At 65.4% G+C, this 17,289-nt stretch carries 17 protein-coding genes and 1 riboswitch; of the genes, 8 read left to right on the top strand and 9 right to left on the bottom strand.

The features are described from left to right. Positions 1-4: 4 nt before the first annotated feature. From ANTHELSMS3_RS12515 to ANTHELSMS3_RS12500, 4 genes are read right to left on the bottom strand one after another with little or no spacing between them, the layout of a single operon-like run. Positions 5-1,150 carry a hypothetical protein gene (locus ANTHELSMS3_RS12515; protein WP_094035152.1) on the bottom strand — a complete coding sequence of 382 codons (1,146 nt, stop codon included), beginning with the start codon at positions 1,148-1,150 and terminating at the stop codon, positions 5-7. Next, entirely contained in the window at positions 1,147-4,446 is a 3,300-nt protein-coding gene (gene cobN / locus ANTHELSMS3_RS12510) for a cobaltochelatase subunit CobN (protein ID WP_094035151.1), read from the bottom strand. Before cobN ends, ANTHELSMS3_RS12515 begins: the two co-directional genes overlap by 4 nt. A gap of 29 nt (positions 4,447-4,475) precedes the next feature. Next, a complete protein-coding gene (gene cobW, locus ANTHELSMS3_RS12505) occupies positions 4,476-5,531 on the bottom strand; it encodes a cobalamin biosynthesis protein CobW (RefSeq protein ID WP_094035150.1) in 1,056 nt (351 codons plus the stop codon). After that, positions 5,528-5,920, bottom strand: coding sequence for a DUF1636 family protein (locus ANTHELSMS3_RS12500; protein WP_094035149.1), 393 nt, complete (start codon positions 5,918-5,920; stop codon positions 5,528-5,530). The genes cobW and ANTHELSMS3_RS12500 overlap by 4 nt, the downstream gene beginning before the upstream one ends. A gap of 78 nt (positions 5,921-5,998) precedes the next feature. Further along, positions 5,999-6,191, bottom strand: a riboswitch (cobalamin riboswitch). Positions 6,192-6,310: 119 nt separating this feature from the next. On the opposite strand from ANTHELSMS3_RS12500, the gene cobO reads away from it, so the two are divergent. Genes cobO through ANTHELSMS3_RS12480 form a run of 4 tightly spaced genes read left to right on the top strand, consistent with a single transcriptional unit; the run spans position 6,311 to position 9,861 of the window. Then, positions 6,311-6,919: a cob(I)yrinic acid a,c-diamide adenosyltransferase gene (gene cobO / locus ANTHELSMS3_RS12495; protein WP_094035148.1), complete on the top strand. Its 609-nt coding sequence runs from the start codon at positions 6,311-6,313 to the stop codon at positions 6,917-6,919. Positions 6,920-6,923: 4 nt separating this feature from the next. Further along, positions 6,924-7,814, top strand: coding sequence for a DUF1289 domain-containing protein (locus ANTHELSMS3_RS12490; protein WP_094035147.1), 891 nt, complete (start codon positions 6,924-6,926; stop codon positions 7,812-7,814). Further along, complete coding sequence (locus ANTHELSMS3_RS12485; RefSeq protein WP_094035146.1) at positions 7,811-8,419, top strand: HAD family hydrolase; 609 nt, start codon at positions 7,811-7,813, stop codon at positions 8,417-8,419. The genes ANTHELSMS3_RS12490 and ANTHELSMS3_RS12485 overlap by 4 nt, the downstream gene beginning before the upstream one ends. After that, positions 8,416-9,861: a cobyric acid synthase gene (locus ANTHELSMS3_RS12480; RefSeq protein ID WP_094035145.1), complete on the top strand. Its 1,446-nt coding sequence runs from the start codon at positions 8,416-8,418 to the stop codon at positions 9,859-9,861. Before ANTHELSMS3_RS12485 ends, ANTHELSMS3_RS12480 begins: the two co-directional genes overlap by 4 nt. On the opposite strand, the gene cobD is transcribed toward ANTHELSMS3_RS12480, so the two are convergent. The 4 genes from cobD to ANTHELSMS3_RS12460 are packed head-to-tail and all read right to left on the bottom strand — an operon-like array spanning position 9,858 to position 13,172. After that, positions 9,858-10,850 carry a threonine-phosphate decarboxylase CobD gene (gene cobD, locus ANTHELSMS3_RS12475; protein WP_094037098.1) on the bottom strand — a complete coding sequence of 331 codons (993 nt, stop codon included), beginning with the start codon at positions 10,848-10,850 and terminating at the stop codon, positions 9,858-9,860. The genes ANTHELSMS3_RS12480 and cobD overlap by 4 nt on opposite strands. 9 nt (positions 10,851-10,859) lie before the next feature. Next, on the bottom strand, positions 10,860-11,795 hold the full coding sequence (gene cbiB / locus ANTHELSMS3_RS12470; RefSeq protein WP_439098645.1) for an adenosylcobinamide-phosphate synthase CbiB: 936 nt from the start codon (positions 11,793-11,795) through the stop codon (positions 10,860-10,862). Further along, positions 11,792-12,550, bottom strand: a complete 759-nt coding sequence (locus tag ANTHELSMS3_RS12465) for a propanediol utilization protein (RefSeq protein ID WP_254694730.1) — start codon at positions 12,548-12,550, stop codon at positions 11,792-11,794. The genes cbiB and ANTHELSMS3_RS12465 overlap by 4 nt, the downstream gene beginning before the upstream one ends. Before the next feature lie 37 nt (positions 12,551-12,587). Beyond that, a complete protein-coding gene (locus ANTHELSMS3_RS12460; RefSeq protein ID WP_094035143.1) occupies positions 12,588-13,172 on the bottom strand; it encodes a histidine phosphatase family protein in 585 nt (194 codons plus the stop codon). A 45-nt stretch (positions 13,173-13,217) separates the two neighbouring features. Between ANTHELSMS3_RS12460 and cobU the strand changes: the two genes are divergently transcribed. The 4 genes from cobU (at position 13,218) to ANTHELSMS3_RS12440 (ending at position 16,017) form a co-directional block, all read left to right on the top strand. Next, positions 13,218-13,730: a bifunctional adenosylcobinamide kinase/adenosylcobinamide-phosphate guanylyltransferase gene (gene cobU, locus ANTHELSMS3_RS12455; protein WP_094037096.1), complete on the top strand. Its 513-nt coding sequence runs from the start codon at positions 13,218-13,220 to the stop codon at positions 13,728-13,730. Continuing rightward, complete coding sequence (gene cobT / locus ANTHELSMS3_RS12450) at positions 13,727-14,734, top strand: nicotinate-nucleotide--dimethylbenzimidazole phosphoribosyltransferase (protein ID WP_094035142.1); 1,008 nt, start codon at positions 13,727-13,729, stop codon at positions 14,732-14,734. Before cobU ends, cobT begins: the two co-directional genes overlap by 4 nt. Continuing rightward, positions 14,731-15,483, top strand: a complete 753-nt coding sequence (gene cobS / locus ANTHELSMS3_RS12445) for an adenosylcobinamide-GDP ribazoletransferase (RefSeq protein WP_094035141.1) — start codon at positions 14,731-14,733, stop codon at positions 15,481-15,483. The genes cobT and cobS overlap by 4 nt, the downstream gene beginning before the upstream one ends. Positions 15,484-15,561: 78 nt before the next feature. Beyond that, positions 15,562-16,017 carry a MarR family winged helix-turn-helix transcriptional regulator gene (locus tag ANTHELSMS3_RS12440; RefSeq protein WP_094035140.1) on the top strand — a complete coding sequence of 152 codons (456 nt, stop codon included), beginning with the start codon at positions 15,562-15,564 and terminating at the stop codon, positions 16,015-16,017. 7 nt (positions 16,018-16,024) lie between these two features. Here ANTHELSMS3_RS12440 and arsJ read toward each other — a convergent pair whose 3' ends face one another. After that, the gene (gene arsJ / locus ANTHELSMS3_RS12435) at positions 16,025-17,284 is read right to left on the bottom strand and encodes an organoarsenical effux MFS transporter ArsJ (protein ID WP_094035139.1); all 1,260 of its coding nucleotides are present in this window, start codon (positions 17,282-17,284) and stop codon (positions 16,025-16,027) included. Positions 17,285-17,289 lie beyond the last annotated feature (5 nt).

Below are 17,289 nucleotides of genomic sequence, written 5' to 3'. Positions count from 1 at the left end.
AGGGTCAGGGCCTGATTTCTGTATCGATTTCCGAAGGGCTGAGCCCGCGGCGGATGGGGTCATCCCACGGGGTCCCTTGCTTGACAAGGTCGAATGCGCCGTTGCGCCCGACCACGGTGAGGTCCGCGCCACGCGGATAGGCACAGCCCTTGGCACAGCCAGAGACGTGCCAGTGATGGCCTTCGGGGATACGGGGTGCAAGGCGGCGCGCGAGGTCGCGGGTTGTCACGGTGGCCTGCGGACAGCCGGGCATGCCGGTGCAGGCCTGTACCCGGCGCAGCGGGTCTTGCGGGTCAAGGATCAAATCGGGGTGGTCGGGTAAGATCCTGACCGTGGGCAGATAGAGCATCCGGTACGGCGTCACGCGGATCACATCGCCACAGACGGCCAAAGTGCGCAGGGCATCGGCAGTGAACTGGCCAAACCCGGCGGCGACACACACCCCGGTGCCTTGTGGGCCCGGCTGCGGCTCTGGCGCGACGGCAGTTGGTTTGACGTCTCCGGTCAGTGCATCGGGCAAGGCGTGTCCACTGTCCAAATGCCGCGCCATGCGCCCGCGTCCATCCACTCCCACGCCGCCACTGCTCAGGAACCAGCGTGCCAGATCCAGCGCCAGCGCAACGGCCTCTTCCGCGTCCGCCACCAAACGCCCGGAGGCACAGCCATCGGCGCGCAGGATCATGCCCTCTGCCGCCCCCTCGATCCGAATGTCGCCACTGATCCCGGCCAACCGCCGGGGCGTGCCGGGGTCGATTACAAAACCGAACTTGCCGGGCAACGCAGAAAACTCGTCGCTGGACAGCCCGCCCAGCAGACCGCGCGCAATCAACTGTGTTCCCGGCGCATGAAACGGGTCCAGCACCAGATTGCGCCGTGCCTCGCTATCCGCATCGCCCAACAGGGCCAACGCGCGCAGATCCCGCATCAACGCCGGATAGGCGGCCTCGGTCACACCGCGCAGTTGCAGGTTGGCCCGCGCCGTCGCCTCTATCACGCCGCTGCCGTGTCGTTCGGCCAGATCGGCCAGTCCTGTGGCCTGATCCGCGCTGACCTCTCCCAACGGCGGACGCACCCGCACCACCAGACCATCGCCAGACATCATTGGGCGGAAGGCGCCCGGGCACCAGCCCTTGACCTGCGGCGCGCTCACTGCGCTGCCTCCAATGCCGCAAGGATAGAGTTTCGTCGCGTTTGCCACAGACCCGCCTCGTGCAATGCGGCAAAGCGGGCGCGCATCGCGGCCAATGCCTCGGGGTTTGCATCGGCAAGGAAATCGCTCACCTCTGCATTCCCCACTGTCGCATCAAAATAGAGATCGAACAGATGCCCGGGCACCACATCGGCCAGTTGCGCAAAGGCGGCCATGTTCTCCAGAGTGGCAGCAATCTCTGCCGCGCCTCGAAAGCCGTGCCGCTGCATCCCGCCGATCCACGCAGGATTGGCAGCGCGCCCCTGCACGACGCGGGCGAGTTCCTCTGTCAAGCCGCGCGCGCGCGGCCTGTCCGGGTCGGTGATGTCAAGGTGATACAGCGCGGCGTGCCCGCCGGTCACGCCCTGCGCGGCGGCAAAACCCGCCTCATGGCTGGCGTAATCCTCAGCCAGCAGCAGATCGGATTCGGGCAAATCCTGAAGGTGGACAAAACTGTCGGCTTGCCGCACCCGGTCGCGCAGGCCGTCCTCATCGCGCTGCCCCGCGCCGTCATCATAGGCCCAGCTTGACGCCGACAGCCATGCCTCACCCGCCGCCTGCCGGGCCTCGTCGGAATAGTCGCCGATCTGCGCGCCAATCCCGACGCCGAAACTACCCGGAGCCGGGCCATAGACCCGTGCACCCGCCTTTCCGACAAAGGGGTTCCAGTCCGGTGCTTCATCGCGTTGCGCAAGCGCCTGAACGGCTTGCCCGAACAACACCGACAGCGTCGGGAATACGTCGCGGAACAGGCCGGACACCCGCAGGGTCACGTCAATCCGGGGACGATCCAGTTCCGCGATGGGCAGCACCTCTATCCCGTTGACCCGTTCGCTGCCCGCATCCCAGACCGGGCGCACGCCCAGCAGGTGCAAGGCCATGGCAAACTCCTCACCCGCCGTGCGCATGGTCGCCGATCCCCAAAGATCCACGATCAACCCGCGCGGCCAGTCGCCCTCATCCTGCAGGTGACGCCGCACCAGTTCCTCGGCCAACCGCACACCCTGCGCATGGGCGCTGCGCGTGGGCACAGACCGCGGATCGGTGGTATACAGGTTGCGCCCCGTTGGTAGAACATCGGTGCGGCCCCGGTACGGCGACCCCGACGGACCGGAGGCAATCCGCCGCCCGTCCAGTGCATCCAACAGAGCGCGCCGTTCTGCCAGAGCCGATGGCGCGACATCGAAGACGGGGCGATTTTCCGGCGAAACATCGGAACTCCGGCCCCAGACATGCAGGCCGTCGCCAAACTGGCTTTCCTTGACGTCGCAGACAAACCTGTCGATCCGGGTGATCGCCTCTGCTGGACAGGATGCCGTTTCAACCCCCAAATCATCTTCAACACCAACAGCTTGCGCTTCATCCCTGATGTCCTGCATCAACCGACCTCGCCGCCTTGGGTCCAACCCATCCGCGTTTGAGAATTCGTCCAGCAACGCCTCAAGCCGCAACAGGCGCTCTGGTACACCCGCCTCGCGCAGCGGCGGCGGCACATGGCCCAGCGTCATCGCCCCGATCCGCCGCTTGGCCTGCGCCGCCTCACCCGGGTCGTTGACGATGAACGGGTAGATAATCGGCATCTGCCCGCATAACGCCTCTGGCCAGCAAGCTTCTGACAAAGCGACAGATTTTCCCGGAAGCCACTCCAACGTCCCATGTGCGCCGACGTGGATCAACGCATCGGTCTCGCCGTGCAACCACAGGTAAAAAGCGACGTAGGCATGGCGCGGCACGCGCGCCAGATCGTGGTAATCGTCGTCGCGCTGTGCGAGCGACCCACGTTCAGGCTGCAACGCCACAACGGCAGAGCCCCGGCGGAGCGCCCGAAAGGAAAACGCCCCATCGACACAGTCCGGGTCCGTCTCCGCTGCCCCCCAAGCCGTCTCAAGATCATCCTGCAACCCTTTGGGAAGGCGTTGCAAAGCAGCCTTGTAGGCGGTCAAGGGCCATCTCAACCGCGCGGCACTCAGCGCCTCCGCAGATAGGTCAGGTTCGACCGCGTACCCCGCCTCTGACAGATCCTCGAGAATGGCCTTGGCCGATGCCAGCGCATCCAGACCCACCGCATGCGCCATGTTCCAGTCCCGCCCCGGATAGGTCGACAGCACCAACGCCAGACGGCGTTCCGAAGCAGGTGTGGCTGCCAGACGAACCCAACGCGCCACGCGCTCTGCCGCCGCCGCAATACGCTCCGCATCCGGCACATGGGCGACGCGGGCAAACTGCAGATCCGGATCCCGCTCCTGCGGTTCCTTGAAGGATGTCACCCCGGCAAACAACCGCCCGTCCACCTCTGGCAGCACAACATGCATCGCCAGATCGGCGGGCGACAAACCACGGTCAGCCTCGGCCCAAGCGGTCCGTGTCGAGGTGGCCAGCGCCACCTGAAAGACCGGCACACCGCCCGCGTCTAGTGGCGAGGTGCCCTGCGCGCCGCGCCCGGAAAAGGAGGTGGCGTTGACGATTGCCGCAGGGGCCAGATGCGCGATCTGACGCGCCACCCATGCCGCCGCCCCCGGCGCCTTCAGCGACGGGGCGAACAGGCCAAAAACGTCAAATCCCCGCGCACGCAACGCCGCGCACAAAGCCTCAACCGGGGCGAGGTCCGCCGCCACGAGGTAGGAGCGATAGAAAACAACCAGCACCAGTGGCTTTTTCTCAGGCGACACATGCGCCAGCACCGGACAGCAAACCCCGTGTTCTGGCAGCCACGCGCCAACCTCTGGCACATGTTTCGTACCGCGCACCGGCCCGGCATACAGCCCCGCCGCCAGCGCCATCTGTGCCAGCGCCGCCTGTGCTGCCACGGCACCGCCCGCGTCGCAAAGGTGCTGCAATCGCCGCAGTGTCGAAACTGGCAGGGTAGATACCTCATCCAGCCGCACATCGGCACGCCCATCGGCGGGCAGGACGGCAAGGGCAATCCCCCGCTCCTGCGCCAAAGCCGCGATCTGCTGGATGCCGTAGGGCCAATACGGCACGCCACCGATCAGCCGGATCAGGATGCCCTTGGTCCCCGCAAGCGTCTGCTCAATATAAGTATCCACAGACAGCGGGTGTTTCAGCGCCACAATATTGGCCAACCGCAGCGTCGGCATTCGCCCTTCGCGACCGCCGCCCCGCTCCCACCCGGCAGCGAAAGCGCCCAGATCGGAATCGGAAAGAGACAAGACCACCAGTTCCGCCGGGCTCTGGGCCAGGTCGGTTGGTGTCTCGGTCTCTTCCAGACCGTGGCTTTCGCGAAAGATGACGTGCATAGCGGATGCGGTGCTCGGTGGCCCGCCCCTTATTCTGCGGCCACCGGGGCCGCGCCGAGGATGGCGCGGATGGCGTCGGGTTTCACATCGTCATGTTCGGCAATGACCACCACGCGGGTGACCCGCGCCTCATCCGGCTTCCACGGGCGGTCGTACTGATGCCGCACCCGCGCGCCGACGGCCTGCACCAGCAGACGCATCGGCTTGCCCTTCACGGCAGCATAGCCTTTGACCCGCAGGATGTTCAGCTCTTTTGCCAGACGTTCGATTGCAGCGACCAACGTGGCGGGATCGTCAACCTCGGGCAGGTCCACCACGATGCTTTCGAAATCATCGTGTTCGTGATCGTCATGGGCGTCGTGATGTGAGGGCCGCGCATCCATGTCGTCCTCTGCCGCCGCCTCCAGACCCAGGATCACGCGCGGGTCGATCACCCCCTCGGCGACCTCGATCACCGGCAACGGGCGTGGTGCCTCGGCGGCGATGAGCGCCTTGGCCCGCGCCACGCCCTCAGGCCCTGCAAGATCGGGTTTGGTCAACAAAATGATGTCCGCGCAGGCGATTTGATCCTCAAATACTTCGGAAAGTGGGGTTTCGTGGTCGATGCTATCATCTGCCAACCGCTGCGCGTCGACCCGTGCCACGTCCGGCGCAAACCGACCAGAGGCCACTGCTTCGGCATCGGCAAGCGCGATCACCCCGTCGACGGTAATCTTGGACCGGATATCCGGCCAGTCGAACGCCTTGAGCAGCGGTTTCGGCAGCGCCAGCCCGGATGTTTCGATCAGGATGTGTTCCGGGCGCGGGTTCAGCGCCATCAGCGCCTCGATCGTCGGGATGAAATCATCCGCCACGGTGCAGCAAATGCACCCGTTGGCCAGTTCCATGATGTTCTCTGCCGGGCAGTCGGGAATGGCACAGCCTTTGAGGATCTCACCGTCCACGCCGACATCGCCGAACTCATTGACCACCACGGCCAACCGCTTGCCGCCAGGGTTCTGGATCAGGTGCGAAATCAGCGTGGTCTTGCCCGAACCGAGAAAGCCGGTGATCACTGTGACGGGAAGTTTGGCGAGATCGGTCATGTCTTGTCCTCTTCGGGCGTGTCGGTCTGCTCGGGCGGGATGCGCGCGATGCAATTGCGTTTGAAATGTTCGGGCCGCGCGCGCCACGGGATCACCCCGTCGCTGGCGGCATGATACAGCGTGACCCCCTCGACCAGCAGGTCCGGATGCGACGTTTCAAGCAGGTTTCCGTAGACATAGGTCCAGCGCGCCGGACCGCCGCGCATGGCGACAGAGCAACCTGAATCGCAGTTTTGCAGGCATTCGACCGGGGTCAGGGTCACGCCCTCGGGAAGATCGCGCGCGGCGATGGCGTCATGCAGGCGCTGGCCCGGCCGCACGCCCTCATCGGGGATTTCTTCACCGCGCCGACATTTCACGCAGACCAGCAGTTCCACCGGCGCGTTCATGGCGTGGCCTTTCGCGGCCCGCAGGATTTCAGGTTCGAATTCATCACGACCTCCTCCGGGGCACCCCGCCCGGTCCACAGTTTCACCTCTCCGATGGCAGGTCTCCTGGCTCGCGGGTCGATGCGCTCTCGCGCCTTCCCGGCCGATCCGGCCAGTGGCACATTGCAAGAACGCTCACCGCTTACAGTTGCGGGGGCAGCCACGGGTTTGAACCGCGTTCCCTGTTTTCCTCCCCGGGCGGGCCCGGGGAACCATCGTGGCAGGCGTGGTGCGCCCTTCTGATCCGCTTGTCAATCGCTCGCAGAGCTCGCGCCCACCGATCATAGCCGCATTGACGATGCCCACATGCAATGCCATGCCTGCCCAACCCCGAGCTTCCGGAGACGCAACATGGACGACACCACCGCCCGCCACACCGAAAAGATGCGCCGCATCAAGGCCGCCCGCGACGAGATGATGAAGACCAAGACCGAAGAAAAAGGTCTGATCATCGTCAACACCGGCAAGGGCAAGGGCAAATCCTCTGCCGGGTTCGGAATGATCATGCGGTGCATCGCGCACCAGATGCCCTGCGCCGTGGTGCAGTTCATCAAAGGGGCGCGCGCCACCGGCGAGGCCACGTTCCTGCGCGAGCGGTTTGTCGACGAATGTCGGCTGTTTGTCACGGGAGAGGGCTTTACCTGGGAAACGCAGGACCGCGACCGCGATATTGCTGCCGCGCAAAACGGATGGGAGATTGCCAAGGCTCAGATCCTTGACCCCGACATCCAGTTTGTCCTTCTGGATGAGATCAATATCGCCCTGCGCAATGACTACCTTGATATTGATGAGGTGGTGGATTTCCTGCTGACGCAGAAACCGCACATGACCCACGTCTGCCTGACGGGCCGCAACGCGAAGCCCGAATTGATCGAGGCCGCCGATCTGGTCACAGAGATGACCTTGCTGAAGCATCCGTTCCGTGACGGGGTGAAAGCGCAGAAAGGCGTGGAGTTCTAAGGCCATGAGCCGTATCGACCGCCTTCCGCCCGCCAGCCCCTGCATCGCGCGCTGCGTGATCGACGAGGCATCGCAACTGTGCACCGGCTGCGCCCGCAGTCTGGATGAGATCGCCGGTTGGGGCAGCGCGTCCGAGGGGTTTCGGTCGGCGGCCTGGGCAGATCTGCCCGCCCGCGCAGCAAGATTGGGGCTGAAGACCCGCCGTCTGTCATGGCAGGGCGATACCCTGCTGGCAGAAACTGCGCGCCGTCTCAGCGATGAGGGCGCACGCCTGATCGCGGGCGTCTGGGGCGCAAGCGGGGAGTTGGTCCGCCTGCCCGGTACGCCCTGCACGGTGCAGATCGGCGACGGCGCACTGAATTTGACGCTGCGCGACGCGGCACTGAGGCTGGAGGCCGCCCGCTACCTGACCGCGTTTGAGATTGACCGCCCAGATGCACCCACGCTGATCGCGCTGGCCGTCCCGGTGGGTCGCGCCATACGCGACGCGCCCGCCGCGCTGACCGCCCTTGGGCCGGATGATGCGGCCCTGCTGACACGCGATGCAGGTGGTCCGCGCTTTGACCTTGGCCTTGGACGGCGCGCGGCGCGATTTACAGTGCGGTGCAACGCGCCACTGGCCGCAACGCTGACCCGCGCCGCTGGCACAACGTGGCCCGATCACCTGTCGCGCACCGGCCTGCCACTGCGCGACGCCAGCCCGGTGCGGGTGATCGAAACGCCCTGCCTTCGAATAGAGATCGACGCCAAGATCCCGATGCCCGACGGCACATCCCCCGACGGGCCGCACACCCACCTGCTGCCCGATCACATCGCGCAGGGGCTGGACACACCGCCGACGGTGCCTATGCCTGCGGGCTATGTGGCAACGGCGCTGATCTTGCCAGCCAAATGAGTGCCGAACTGATCGTCTGGGATTTCGACGGCGTCCTGAACGCCGAACCCGAGGGCGCCCCCTTTGGATGGGTGTCCCGTCTGGACGCCGATCTGGGCCTGTCGCCGCGCGCCTTTCGCGCGTTTCTCAACCGGCCCGGGCAGGCAGCACAGGTGTTGCGTGGCGCGCTGTCCTTGCAGGATGAACTGACCCGTTGGCTTGCCACGCAGGACACCAACGTCACCTCCGATGCGCTATTGGCGCATTGGCTGCGGTCTGAGGATCGCCCGGACCCGCAGGTCATCGACTGGCTGGACCGCAGCCCACAGCGCGCGGTGATCGGCACCAACAACCCTGCCCCACGTTCGCAATATATCATGGAAAACATGGGCTTCTCCGCCAGAGTTGAGACGATTTTCGCCTCCGGTCCTATGGGTATGGCCAAGCCTGACGCAGGTTTTTACGGTGCGATTGAACGCTGGTCCGGCCTTGCGCCGAATGCCATCCTTTTGATTGACGACAACCGCGCCAATGTCGCAGCAGCGGCATCGCGTGGCTGGCAAGCCTTTCATTTTCACACCCACACCCGCGACGGATTGCCCGTAAAACTGGGGATCACATCATGAGCCGCGCCATCATGATCCAGGGCACCGGGTCCAACGTGGGCAAATCCATGCTGGTGGCAGGCCTGTGCCGCGCAGCACGGCGGCGGGGATTGTCCGTGGCCCCATTCAAGCCGCAAAACATGTCAAACAATGCCGCTGTGACCAGCGACGGCGGTGAGATTGGGCGCGCGCAGGCCTTGCAGGCATTGGCCTGCGGTTTGGCCCCGCATACAGATATGAACCCCGTGCTGCTCAAACCCGAAACGGATGTAGGCGCGCAGGTCGTCGTGCAGGGCAAGCGCCTGACCACCGCCAAAGCGAGTGACTACGCAAAGTTGAAACCGCAACTCCTTGGTTCTGTTCTGGAAAGCTTTGACCGGCTGAAGGCCAAGCATGACCTGATCATCGTCGAAGGCGCGGGTAGCCCGGCAGAGGTAAACCTGCGCAAAGGTGACATCGCCAACATGGGCTTTGCCGAGGCGGCGGCTGTGCCGGTGATCCTGACAGGGGACATCGACCGGGGCGGCGTCATCGCCCAAATTATCGGCACACAGGCGGTCATGGATCCGGCGGACGTCGAACGCGTTTGTGGATTTATCATCAACAAGTTCCGTGGCGACCCTCGTCTGTTCGATGACGGTTACGCGTTGATCGAGGAGCGCACTCGCTGGCGCGGGTTCGGCGTGGCCCCATGGTTCCCCGAGGCATGGAAACTGCCTGCCGAGGATGCGCTAGACGTGCGTGCGCCTGACCGGGCGGAGGGGCTGCACATTGTCTGTCTCTGCCTGTCGCGCATGGCGAACTTTGATGACCTCGACCCGTTGGCGCAGGAACCGGGCGTGCGGCTGACCATGCTACAGCGCGGCTTGCCGATCCCCGGTGACGCGGACCTTGTGATCATACCCGGCAGCAAATCCACACGCGGCGATCTGGCCTTTGTCCGCGAACAGGGCTGGGACATCGACCTGATGGCGCATCACCGGCGCGGTGGTCGCATTCTTGGCATTTGCGGCGGCTATCAGATGCTGGGCGACAGTGTAGATGACCCGCACGGGATTGAAGGACCGCCGGGTAAAGACCCCGGTCTAGGCCTGCTGCGCATCGACACCCTCATGACGGCGGACAAATCCCTGACAGAGGTACAGGCCACCCACGCCGCCAGCGGGACCGGATTCCACGGCTATGAAATCCACATCGGGCGCAGCGACGGCCTTGACCGCGCCCGCCCCTTTGCCATTGTCGAGGGCCAACCAGAAGGCGCGATCAGTGCCGATGGCCGCGTGATGGGCAGCTATTTGCACGGCATGTTTCGCGATGATGCGTTCCGCGCCGCGTGGCTGGCGGGCTTTGGTGTTGAGGCAACCCAAGCCTATGACGCAGGGGTCGAGGACGCGCTTGACGCGCTTGCTGACCACCTTGAGACGCATCTGGATGTGGCCAGCATTCTGGCCGCCTCGCGCTAAAATCGGCTGGGCGGCGGGGCCAGAGCCGCCTCCACCCGCGACCAATCCGCCTCTGGCCCCGGCAGACCCAGCCGCAGCCAACCGTCGGAGTAAGGAAACCGACGCGTCCAGATCCGGGCCTCTGCCAGTCGATCCTGCGCCGCTACCGCATCGCCGGTGTCATAGGTCCGAAACAGAACCGTTCCCCCCACCAACGACCACCCTGCCGCCTCTGCCAGCGCATCCATCCGCACCGCGTCGCGCGCCAATTGCCCGATCATTGCGCCTTGCCACGTCCGGTCGGCCAGAGCCTTGCACCCCGCCGCAATCGCCGGACCGCTGACCGCCCAAGGACCGGCCATCTGGCGCATCGGCGCGATCAACGCGGTTTCCCCCAAGGCAAAGCCCAGCCGCACCCCCGCCAACCCGTAGAATTTGCCAAAGGACCGCAACACCACGACCCGCACGCCCTCTGGCAGGCGGTCGAGATAGCGGACCATCGAATACTCCGGAACCGGGTCGGCAAAGCTCTCGTCCACCACCAGCAGGCCCACATGGCGAGCGAGTTCAATCAGCTCTTCGGGTGGCCAGAAGCGTCCGTCCGGGTTGTTCGGGTTTACGACCACAGCCAAAGGCGCGCCTTTCAGCCCAGCGATGTCCGCAACCTGCGTTACCCGCCAGCCCTGCGCCTCTAACGATCCAGCGTGTTCGTTGTAGGTTGGCCCAAGAACGCGCGCCTCATCCGGCTGCGCAAGGCGCGGCACCAATTGGATCGCCGCCTGTGCACCTGCAAGCGGCACGCAATCCACACCCTCACCCGCACCGTAATTTGCACACGCCGTAACCACCAAAGCGGAGATCTCTGCGCCCGTCGGCAGCGCCGTCCATGCGCGCGCAGGCAGGTCGGGAAACGGATAGGGCCGCGCATTGATGCCGGTCGACAGGTCCAGCCAATCGCCCCCTCCATACCGAGCCATCGCCCGGTCCAAATCACCGCCGTGATCGCGCATCATGCCCTCTTAAACTGCCGCAAGCCCCACAAGAACCGCGCCGCAGAGAAACATCGCCCGCAGATAAAGCGCAAGTCCCCGGCTGATGCTGTGCTTGTCTGGGTCAGGGGCCCGCGCGTTCACAAACGGCTCATCCGACACGCGATCGCCGTACACGCGCGGACCGGACAGGCGCACATCCAAACTACCCGCCAGCGCCGCCTCGGGCCAGCCCGCATTGGGCGAGCGGTGATGCCGCGCATCGCGGGCCACAACCCGCAGCGCCACACCCGTCCGGCCAGAAACCAGCGCAAAAAACAGGGCCGTCAGGCGCGCGGGGATCAGGTTCACCAGATCGTCGAGCCGGGCGGCGCATTTGCCGAAATGCTCATAGCGGTCATTGCGGTGACCGATCATGGAATCCATCGTGTTGATCGCCTTATAGGCCACGATCCCCGGCAAACCGCCGATCACGCCCCAAAACAGCGGCGCAACGATCCCATCGGACGTGTTCTCTGCCAGGCTCTCCAGAGCCGCCCGGCTGATCCCCGCATCGTCAAGGGGGCGGGTGTCGCGCCCCACGATCATCGACAACGCAGCGCGCGCGGCTGGCAGATCGCCTTTCAGCAACGGATCACGCACCGCGTTAACATGGTCATACATCGAACGTGACGCCACCAGCGGCCAAGCCATCAGGCCAAGGATCAGAGTCGCAAGCCAGCTGTCCCCCAACACAAGCGCCACCAGCAAAACAGGTAACGTGGCTGCGCAGATAACAATGACAACGGTCACGCCTCCAAGGAGCAGAAGGCCCGGCGCTCGACCACGGTTCAAACGCGCGTCCAGCCCCGAAATCAGCGCCCCGATCCAGACCACTGGATGTGAGATCCGACGGTACAGCGCGTCCGGCCAGCCGATCAGCGCATCCATAAGCAGGGCAACCAACATGATCAGGGCAAAACTCACGCGCCGCCCCCCGTCGCAAAGCGCAGCACATCGGACAATCCGGCCTCTGTCATCGCCCGCTCCGCACCCTCCGGCACCGTGCCGGGCGCAAAAATCAACGCTCGGGCTGGCCCGGTATGGGCGCGGGCGTGTCCCAGCGCGCCCAGCCGTTTACCCAACTCGGGCATCGGATCATCGACCGGCCCGCGCAAGGATGAGCACCGCTGCGCGGACTGACTTGCCAAGTCGGCCTTGGCAGCAAGATCCGCGCCCGGCCACGCCGCGACAAGATCCGCGATGTCCGGAAAATCGGAATCCTCGGGGTCCGTCCGCTGAGGAGGCCCCCAAAAACCACCAAGGATCTCACAGGCTGGAACCGGGTCCAGCCGCTGCAAGATCTCTGCGCGCCGCGAGGCCCATAGCAACCGATCAGGTGTGGACCACATCAACGGATCGCTTGCCCCCTCAACCGCCAAACAGGCGCGCGCCAGCGCCGCGCTGTCGTCACAGCCCGCCGCACGGGCCAACGCCACAAGCGCCGCAGTCGACATGCCTGCTCCGCCGCCGGGCAACAAGTCGGCCGAGATGACGTAGCGGCCCGCCACAGGCAGACCGACTTTGTCCAACATGTGCGCGGCCTGCGCCGAGGAGACAACCAGCGGATCGCCCTCCAGCGACAAGGGGCCATCGCCAGTTCGCTCGACGCTGACACCGTGGGCCGGGCACGCCAGCGTCACCAGCACCACCGGGCCACCAGGTTGCAGCCGTCCCTGCATCCATTCGCCAAAATGTCCCGCGACAAAGGCCATTCCGCTACAAAGGCCGCCAGTTTACAGCGACCACGGACAGGCCGCCCTCAAAAACCCGCAGCCGCGTCACCGACCATGGCGCCACCTCAAAGGCCAGCGCGACAGGCACCGAGCCCAGCGCCATCGCCAGCCCAACGCGCACTGTTCCCGCATGGGCCACCACCGCCACCGGACCAGCCTCGCGCGCCTGCGCGGCCAGTTCGCCTAGGGCGGGTGTGATCCGTGCCACCATATCGGCAAAACTCTCGCCGCCCGGGGGGCGATGGTCCGCCAGATCCTGTGCAGACAAGGGGCCAAGATCGGGGATGTCGGCAAACGGCATCCCCTCTTGCGTGCCAAAGTCCTGCTCCCACAGCCGGGCATCCTGCACGACCTCGGCCCCGGACCAAAGCGCCTCAGCCGTTTGACGGCACCGCACGGCGGGGCTGACCACGCGCCGCGACACCCCGGCCACTAGCGCCTGCAAAGGCTGCCAGATCGCCGGATCACCAAGGTCGGCCTCCACATCCGTGCACCCGCACAAACGCCCGCCATGTCGGGCGGGGGCATGGCGAATCAACAGCAGTTCAGAGGCATCAGGCGGCGTCATTTCGGGGCTTTTCAAGCAGATCGGAACATGCTTTGTCACGACCGCATGGGAAAGTCGATCCTCATCACCGGCGGCGCACGCTCGGGCAAAAGCACCCTGGCAGAGCGTATGGCGCTGGCGCTGGGGCGGCCCGCGATCTACATTGCCACCGCCCAAGCCCACGACACCGAAATGTCCGACCGCATCGCACTGCACCAATCCCGCCGCGACGCCGATTGGCGCACGGTCGAGGCACCGCGCGACCTGATCGGCGCGTTGCGTGAAACCGACGGCACCGAGCCTCGGCTGGTCGACTGCCTGACGCTGTGGCTCACCAACCTGATGCTGGCCGATGAGGACTGGCAGGCGGCGACACACGCGCTGGCGGCGGAACTGGCGCACCAGTCCGCGCCGGTCATCTTTGTTACCAATGAGGTTGGCGCCGGGATCGTCCCCGAAAACGCCCTTGCCCGCGCCTTTCGCGATGCGGCGGGGCTGGTCAATCAACGCATCGCCGACGCCTGTGATGAACTTTGGTTCTGCGTCGCTGGCCATCCACTGAAAGTCAAACCCGCATGACCCACCTTCCCCTGACGTCGCTGGACGGCGTGACCGCCCTTGACCTGCCCGCTTTTGACAGCGCCGCCGCCGAGGCCGCCACCGCGCGGCAGATGCAACTGACCAAGCCGCCGGGCTCGCTGGGCCGGCTAGAGGATCTCGCCGCGTTTATGGCGGGCTGGCGGGGCACTGACCGCCCGCGGATCGAGCGGGCACAGGCGCTGATATTTGCCGGCAACCACGGCGTCTGCGCGCAGGGCGTGAACCCCTTTCCGCAAGAGGTGACGGCGCAGATGGTGGCAAACTTTGCCGCCGGAGGCGCGGCGATCAACCAGTTGTGCAAGGCGGCTGGGGCCGATCTGAATGTCATTGCACTGGATCTTGACCGGCCCACCCGCGATTTTACCACCGCCCCGGCGATGGAGGAAGAGGACTGCCTCGACGCGCTGCAAAGGGGGGCGGCGGCGGTCGATACGGATGCCGACATCCTTCTGCTGGGGGAAATGGGCATCGGCAATTCCACCATTGCCGCCGCGCTCGCTTTTGCCAGTTTTGGCGGCACCGCGCAGGATTGGGTTGGTCCCGGCACCGGATCCGACGCGGACGGCATGACGCTCAAGGCCCGCGTGATCACGGCGGCGGTTGATAAACACGGGGCGTTGTCGCCCATGATGCGGCTTGCTGCCCTTGGTGGGCGCGAACAGGCCGCGCTGTGTGGCGCAGTGCTGGCGGCGCGGATGGCGCGCATTCCGGTGCTGCTGGACGGGTTCATCTGCACCGCCGCCGTCACGCCGCTGTTTGCCGCCGATCCTGACCTGCTGGCCCATTGCCTGATCGCTCACCAAAGTCGTGAACCGGGCCACCGGCGTCTGGCCGAAGCGATGGACAAGGCCCCATTGCTGGACATGGGCATGGCGCTTGGCGAGGGGTCCGGCGCGGCGCTGGCCTTGCCGATCCTCAAAGGTGCGTTGGCCTGCCACAACGGTATGGCCACCTTTGCCGAAGCAGGTATTTCGGGCGCATGACCCCGCGCCGCCCACTGGACGAACTGCGGCTGGCGATGATGATGCTGACGCGGCTGCCGATGGGGCGGCTGGCTGATCCGGCACCTACGCTGACGCAAGCAAGGTGGGCCTTTCCACTGGTGGGCCTACCACTGGGACTGGTGGCATGGGGGGTGTTTGCCGGGGCTTCGGCTCTGAACCTGCCGGGGCTAACCTGTGCCTTTGCCACGCTGGCCGCACTGGCCGCGCTGACCGGCGGGTTGCACCACGACGGTTTTGCCGATTTCGCTGACGGCGCGGGCGGGCGTGACCGGACCCAACGGCTAGAGATCATGCGCGACAGCCGGGTCGGCAGCTACGGAGTCATTGCCCTGATCTTTGCGGTGGGGCTGGCCGCATCGGCACTGAGCGCGCTGCCCGCCTCGGCCGGTGCCGGGTTTGTGTTGGTCAGCGTGGCCAGCCGTTTGGCCATGCTGATCCTGCTCGACACCCTGCCGCCCGCGCGGATGGACGGGCTGGGCCACATGGCGGCGCGCGCGCGCGGCCCCAATTCCCTGAGCGTCTGGGCGCCGGGTTTGATCGTGTCTTTGGCGGCGGCGCTGATACTTGGCCTTGCGGCACTTGCGGTGCTGACTGCCATGGCGTTGGCGACAGCATTGGTGGCGCGTCAGGCGCGGCGCAGCCTTGGCGGCCAGACCGGCGACGTGCTGGGCGCGGTACAACTGACCGCTGAGACCGCCGGGTGGGTAGTACTGGCCGCAACACTCTGACGGGACACCTCAACCTCATTGCACTTGCAATGAGATCATGGATACTCTGGCAGGATCGCCCCTTGATGGACTGCCCAAATGACCACCCGTTCCGACCCGCCACCGTTTGATCTTGCCAGCTTTACGCCCTATCGCCTTGCGGTCGCGGCGGAAAAGACATCTGAGGCACTTGCGCGGCAGTACCGTGAACGGTTTGGGATCTCGATCCCGGAGTGGCGGGTGCTGGTCCATTTGGCCCAACCGCTGGACGGCGCCGCCACGATCTCTGTCCGCGATATCGAGGAACGCGTTGCCATGGAGAAATCCAAGGTCAGCCGCGCCGCCTCGCGGCTTGAGGCGGCGGGCTATGTCGAAAAGACGGTGGATGCGGGCGACCGGCGGCTGGTGCGGCTGGCGCTGACCGACAAGGGCCGCCAGATAATGGCCGACCTGCTGCCGTTGGCGATGGCCTATCAGAAAAAGATCGAAGCGACGTTGGCAGAGAGTTTTGCCGGGCTGGAAGCCGGGCTGGATGCGATCCTCGACGCCGAATGAAGGGGGCTCAGTCCGCCCGCAGCCGCGACGCTCCCACGGCGCTGATCGCGACCATGACCGCCGCCGTCGCCAGACACAGCGGCAGCCCGCCGATCTGATAGCTGACGCCAGACAACAGCGTGCCCAGCAACCGGCCCGCCGCATTCGCCATGTAGTAAAACCCGACATCCATTGTCACCCGCTCGCCCTTTGAAAAGGCGAGGATGAGATAGCTGTGCAGGGAACTGTTGACCGCAAACAGCGCGCCAAACACCAGAAGTCCTGCAATGATGGTCAGGGTCAGCCAATCCGCCGGCGCCCCCGCCCACCACACCAACGCCGCCAGAACCGCAGGCACCACCGTCAGCGACAGCGCCCAGCCACGGGCCGCGCCGACGATTTCAGAGGCCGGGCGGGTTGCGGCGCGCAGCGCCTTGGGCGCATAGGCCTGTACCGCCCCGTAGAGGATCGTCCAGACCGCCATAAAGCTGCCGATGGTGAAGAACGCAAAGCGGTTGCCCGCCTCAGAGCCATCGGACAGTACCGCGTAGAAATAGACTGGGATGCCGACGACGAACCACACATCGCGTGCCCCGAACAGGAACACCCGTGCCGCTGACAGGCAGTTCACGTTGCGATCCTTGGAAAACACCTCTGTGAATTTCGCCCCTTTCTTGCCGGTCGGCAGGCCGGACGGCATCCGCAGGCTTACCGCCAGCAGGACCGCGCCCGGCACCGCCGCCATCCCCAGCACCGCCGGAACAAAGCCGAACATCGCCAGCATCGCTGCCCCCAGCAGGAACCCTAGCCCTTTGATCGCGTTCTTGGACCCGGTCAGCAGGGCCACCCATTTGAACAACCCGCCCTGCCCTGACGGCGCCAGCAGTTTGACCGCCGATTTGGCCGACATCTTGGACAGGTCCTTGGCCACGCCGGACAGGCCCTGCACCGCCATGACAAAGATGACAGAGGCAGTCAGGCTCCACGCCGGATCCAGTTGCGCCAGCGCCAGCAGCGCGCCGACCTGCAGCGCCAACCCGGCATACAGGGTCGATGTCAGGCCAAAGCGCGCGGCGATCCACCCCGCAGACAGGTTGGTCACAATGCCCGCGAATTCATAAAGCAGGAACAGGTAGGCCAGTTGGACGGGCGAAAAGCCCAACGTGTGAAAGTGCAGCAGCACAAGCATCCGCAGCGCGCCATCGGTGAGCATGAAGGCCCAATAGGCAGCGGTCACGGCCATATAGGCGGCCATTCCCTCGGGGCGTTGGGAAGCAGTGTCGGTCATGTCCG

Source organism: Antarctobacter heliothermus (assembly GCF_002237555.1).
In the GTDB taxonomy this organism is placed as follows: domain Bacteria; phylum Pseudomonadota; class Alphaproteobacteria; order Rhodobacterales; family Rhodobacteraceae; genus Antarctobacter; species Antarctobacter heliothermus_B.
The sequence above is the reverse complement of the archived record's forward strand: the minus strand, read 5'-3'. Positions and strand labels throughout refer to the sequence as shown.

Excerpts from the sequence above, each read along its gene's own strand:
- cobD (WP_094037098.1), bottom strand. The coding sequence starts at position 10,850 with ATGCGCGATCACGGCGGTGATTTGGACCGGGCGATGGCTCGGTATGGA.
- ANTHELSMS3_RS12460 (WP_094035143.1), bottom strand. The coding sequence starts at position 13,172 with ATGACGCCGCCTGATGCCTCTGAACTGCTGTTGATTCGCCATGCCCCC.
- ANTHELSMS3_RS12440 (WP_094035140.1), top strand. The coding sequence starts at position 15,562 with ATGACCACCCGTTCCGACCCGCCACCGTTTGATCTTGCCAGCTTTACG.
- cobN (WP_094035151.1), bottom strand. The coding sequence starts at position 4,446 with ATGCACGTCATCTTTCGCGAAAGCCACGGTCTGGAAGAGACCGAGACA.
- cobS (WP_094035141.1), top strand. The coding sequence starts at position 14,731 with ATGACCCCGCGCCGCCCACTGGACGAACTGCGGCTGGCGATGATGATG.
- ANTHELSMS3_RS12485 (WP_094035146.1), top strand. The coding sequence starts at position 7,811 with ATGAGTGCCGAACTGATCGTCTGGGATTTCGACGGCGTCCTGAACGCC.
- ANTHELSMS3_RS12490 (WP_094035147.1), top strand. The coding sequence starts at position 6,924 with ATGAGCCGTATCGACCGCCTTCCGCCCGCCAGCCCCTGCATCGCGCGC.
- cobO (WP_094035148.1), top strand. The coding sequence starts at position 6,311 with ATGGACGACACCACCGCCCGCCACACCGAAAAGATGCGCCGCATCAAG.
- ANTHELSMS3_RS12465 (WP_254694730.1), bottom strand. The coding sequence starts at position 12,550 with ATGCAGGGACGGCTGCAACCTGGTGGCCCGGTGGTGCTGGTGACGCTG.
- ANTHELSMS3_RS12480 (WP_094035145.1), top strand. The coding sequence starts at position 8,416 with ATGAGCCGCGCCATCATGATCCAGGGCACCGGGTCCAACGTGGGCAAA.
- cobW (WP_094035150.1), bottom strand. The coding sequence starts at position 5,531 with ATGACCGATCTCGCCAAACTTCCCGTCACAGTGATCACCGGCTTTCTC.
- ANTHELSMS3_RS12500 (WP_094035149.1), bottom strand. The coding sequence starts at position 5,920 with ATGAACGCGCCGGTGGAACTGCTGGTCTGCGTGAAATGTCGGCGCGGT.
- cobU (WP_094037096.1), top strand. The coding sequence starts at position 13,218 with ATGGGAAAGTCGATCCTCATCACCGGCGGCGCACGCTCGGGCAAAAGC.
- arsJ (WP_094035139.1), bottom strand. The coding sequence starts at position 17,284 with ATGACCGACACTGCTTCCCAACGCCCCGAGGGAATGGCCGCCTATATG.
- cobT (WP_094035142.1), top strand. The coding sequence starts at position 13,727 with ATGACCCACCTTCCCCTGACGTCGCTGGACGGCGTGACCGCCCTTGAC.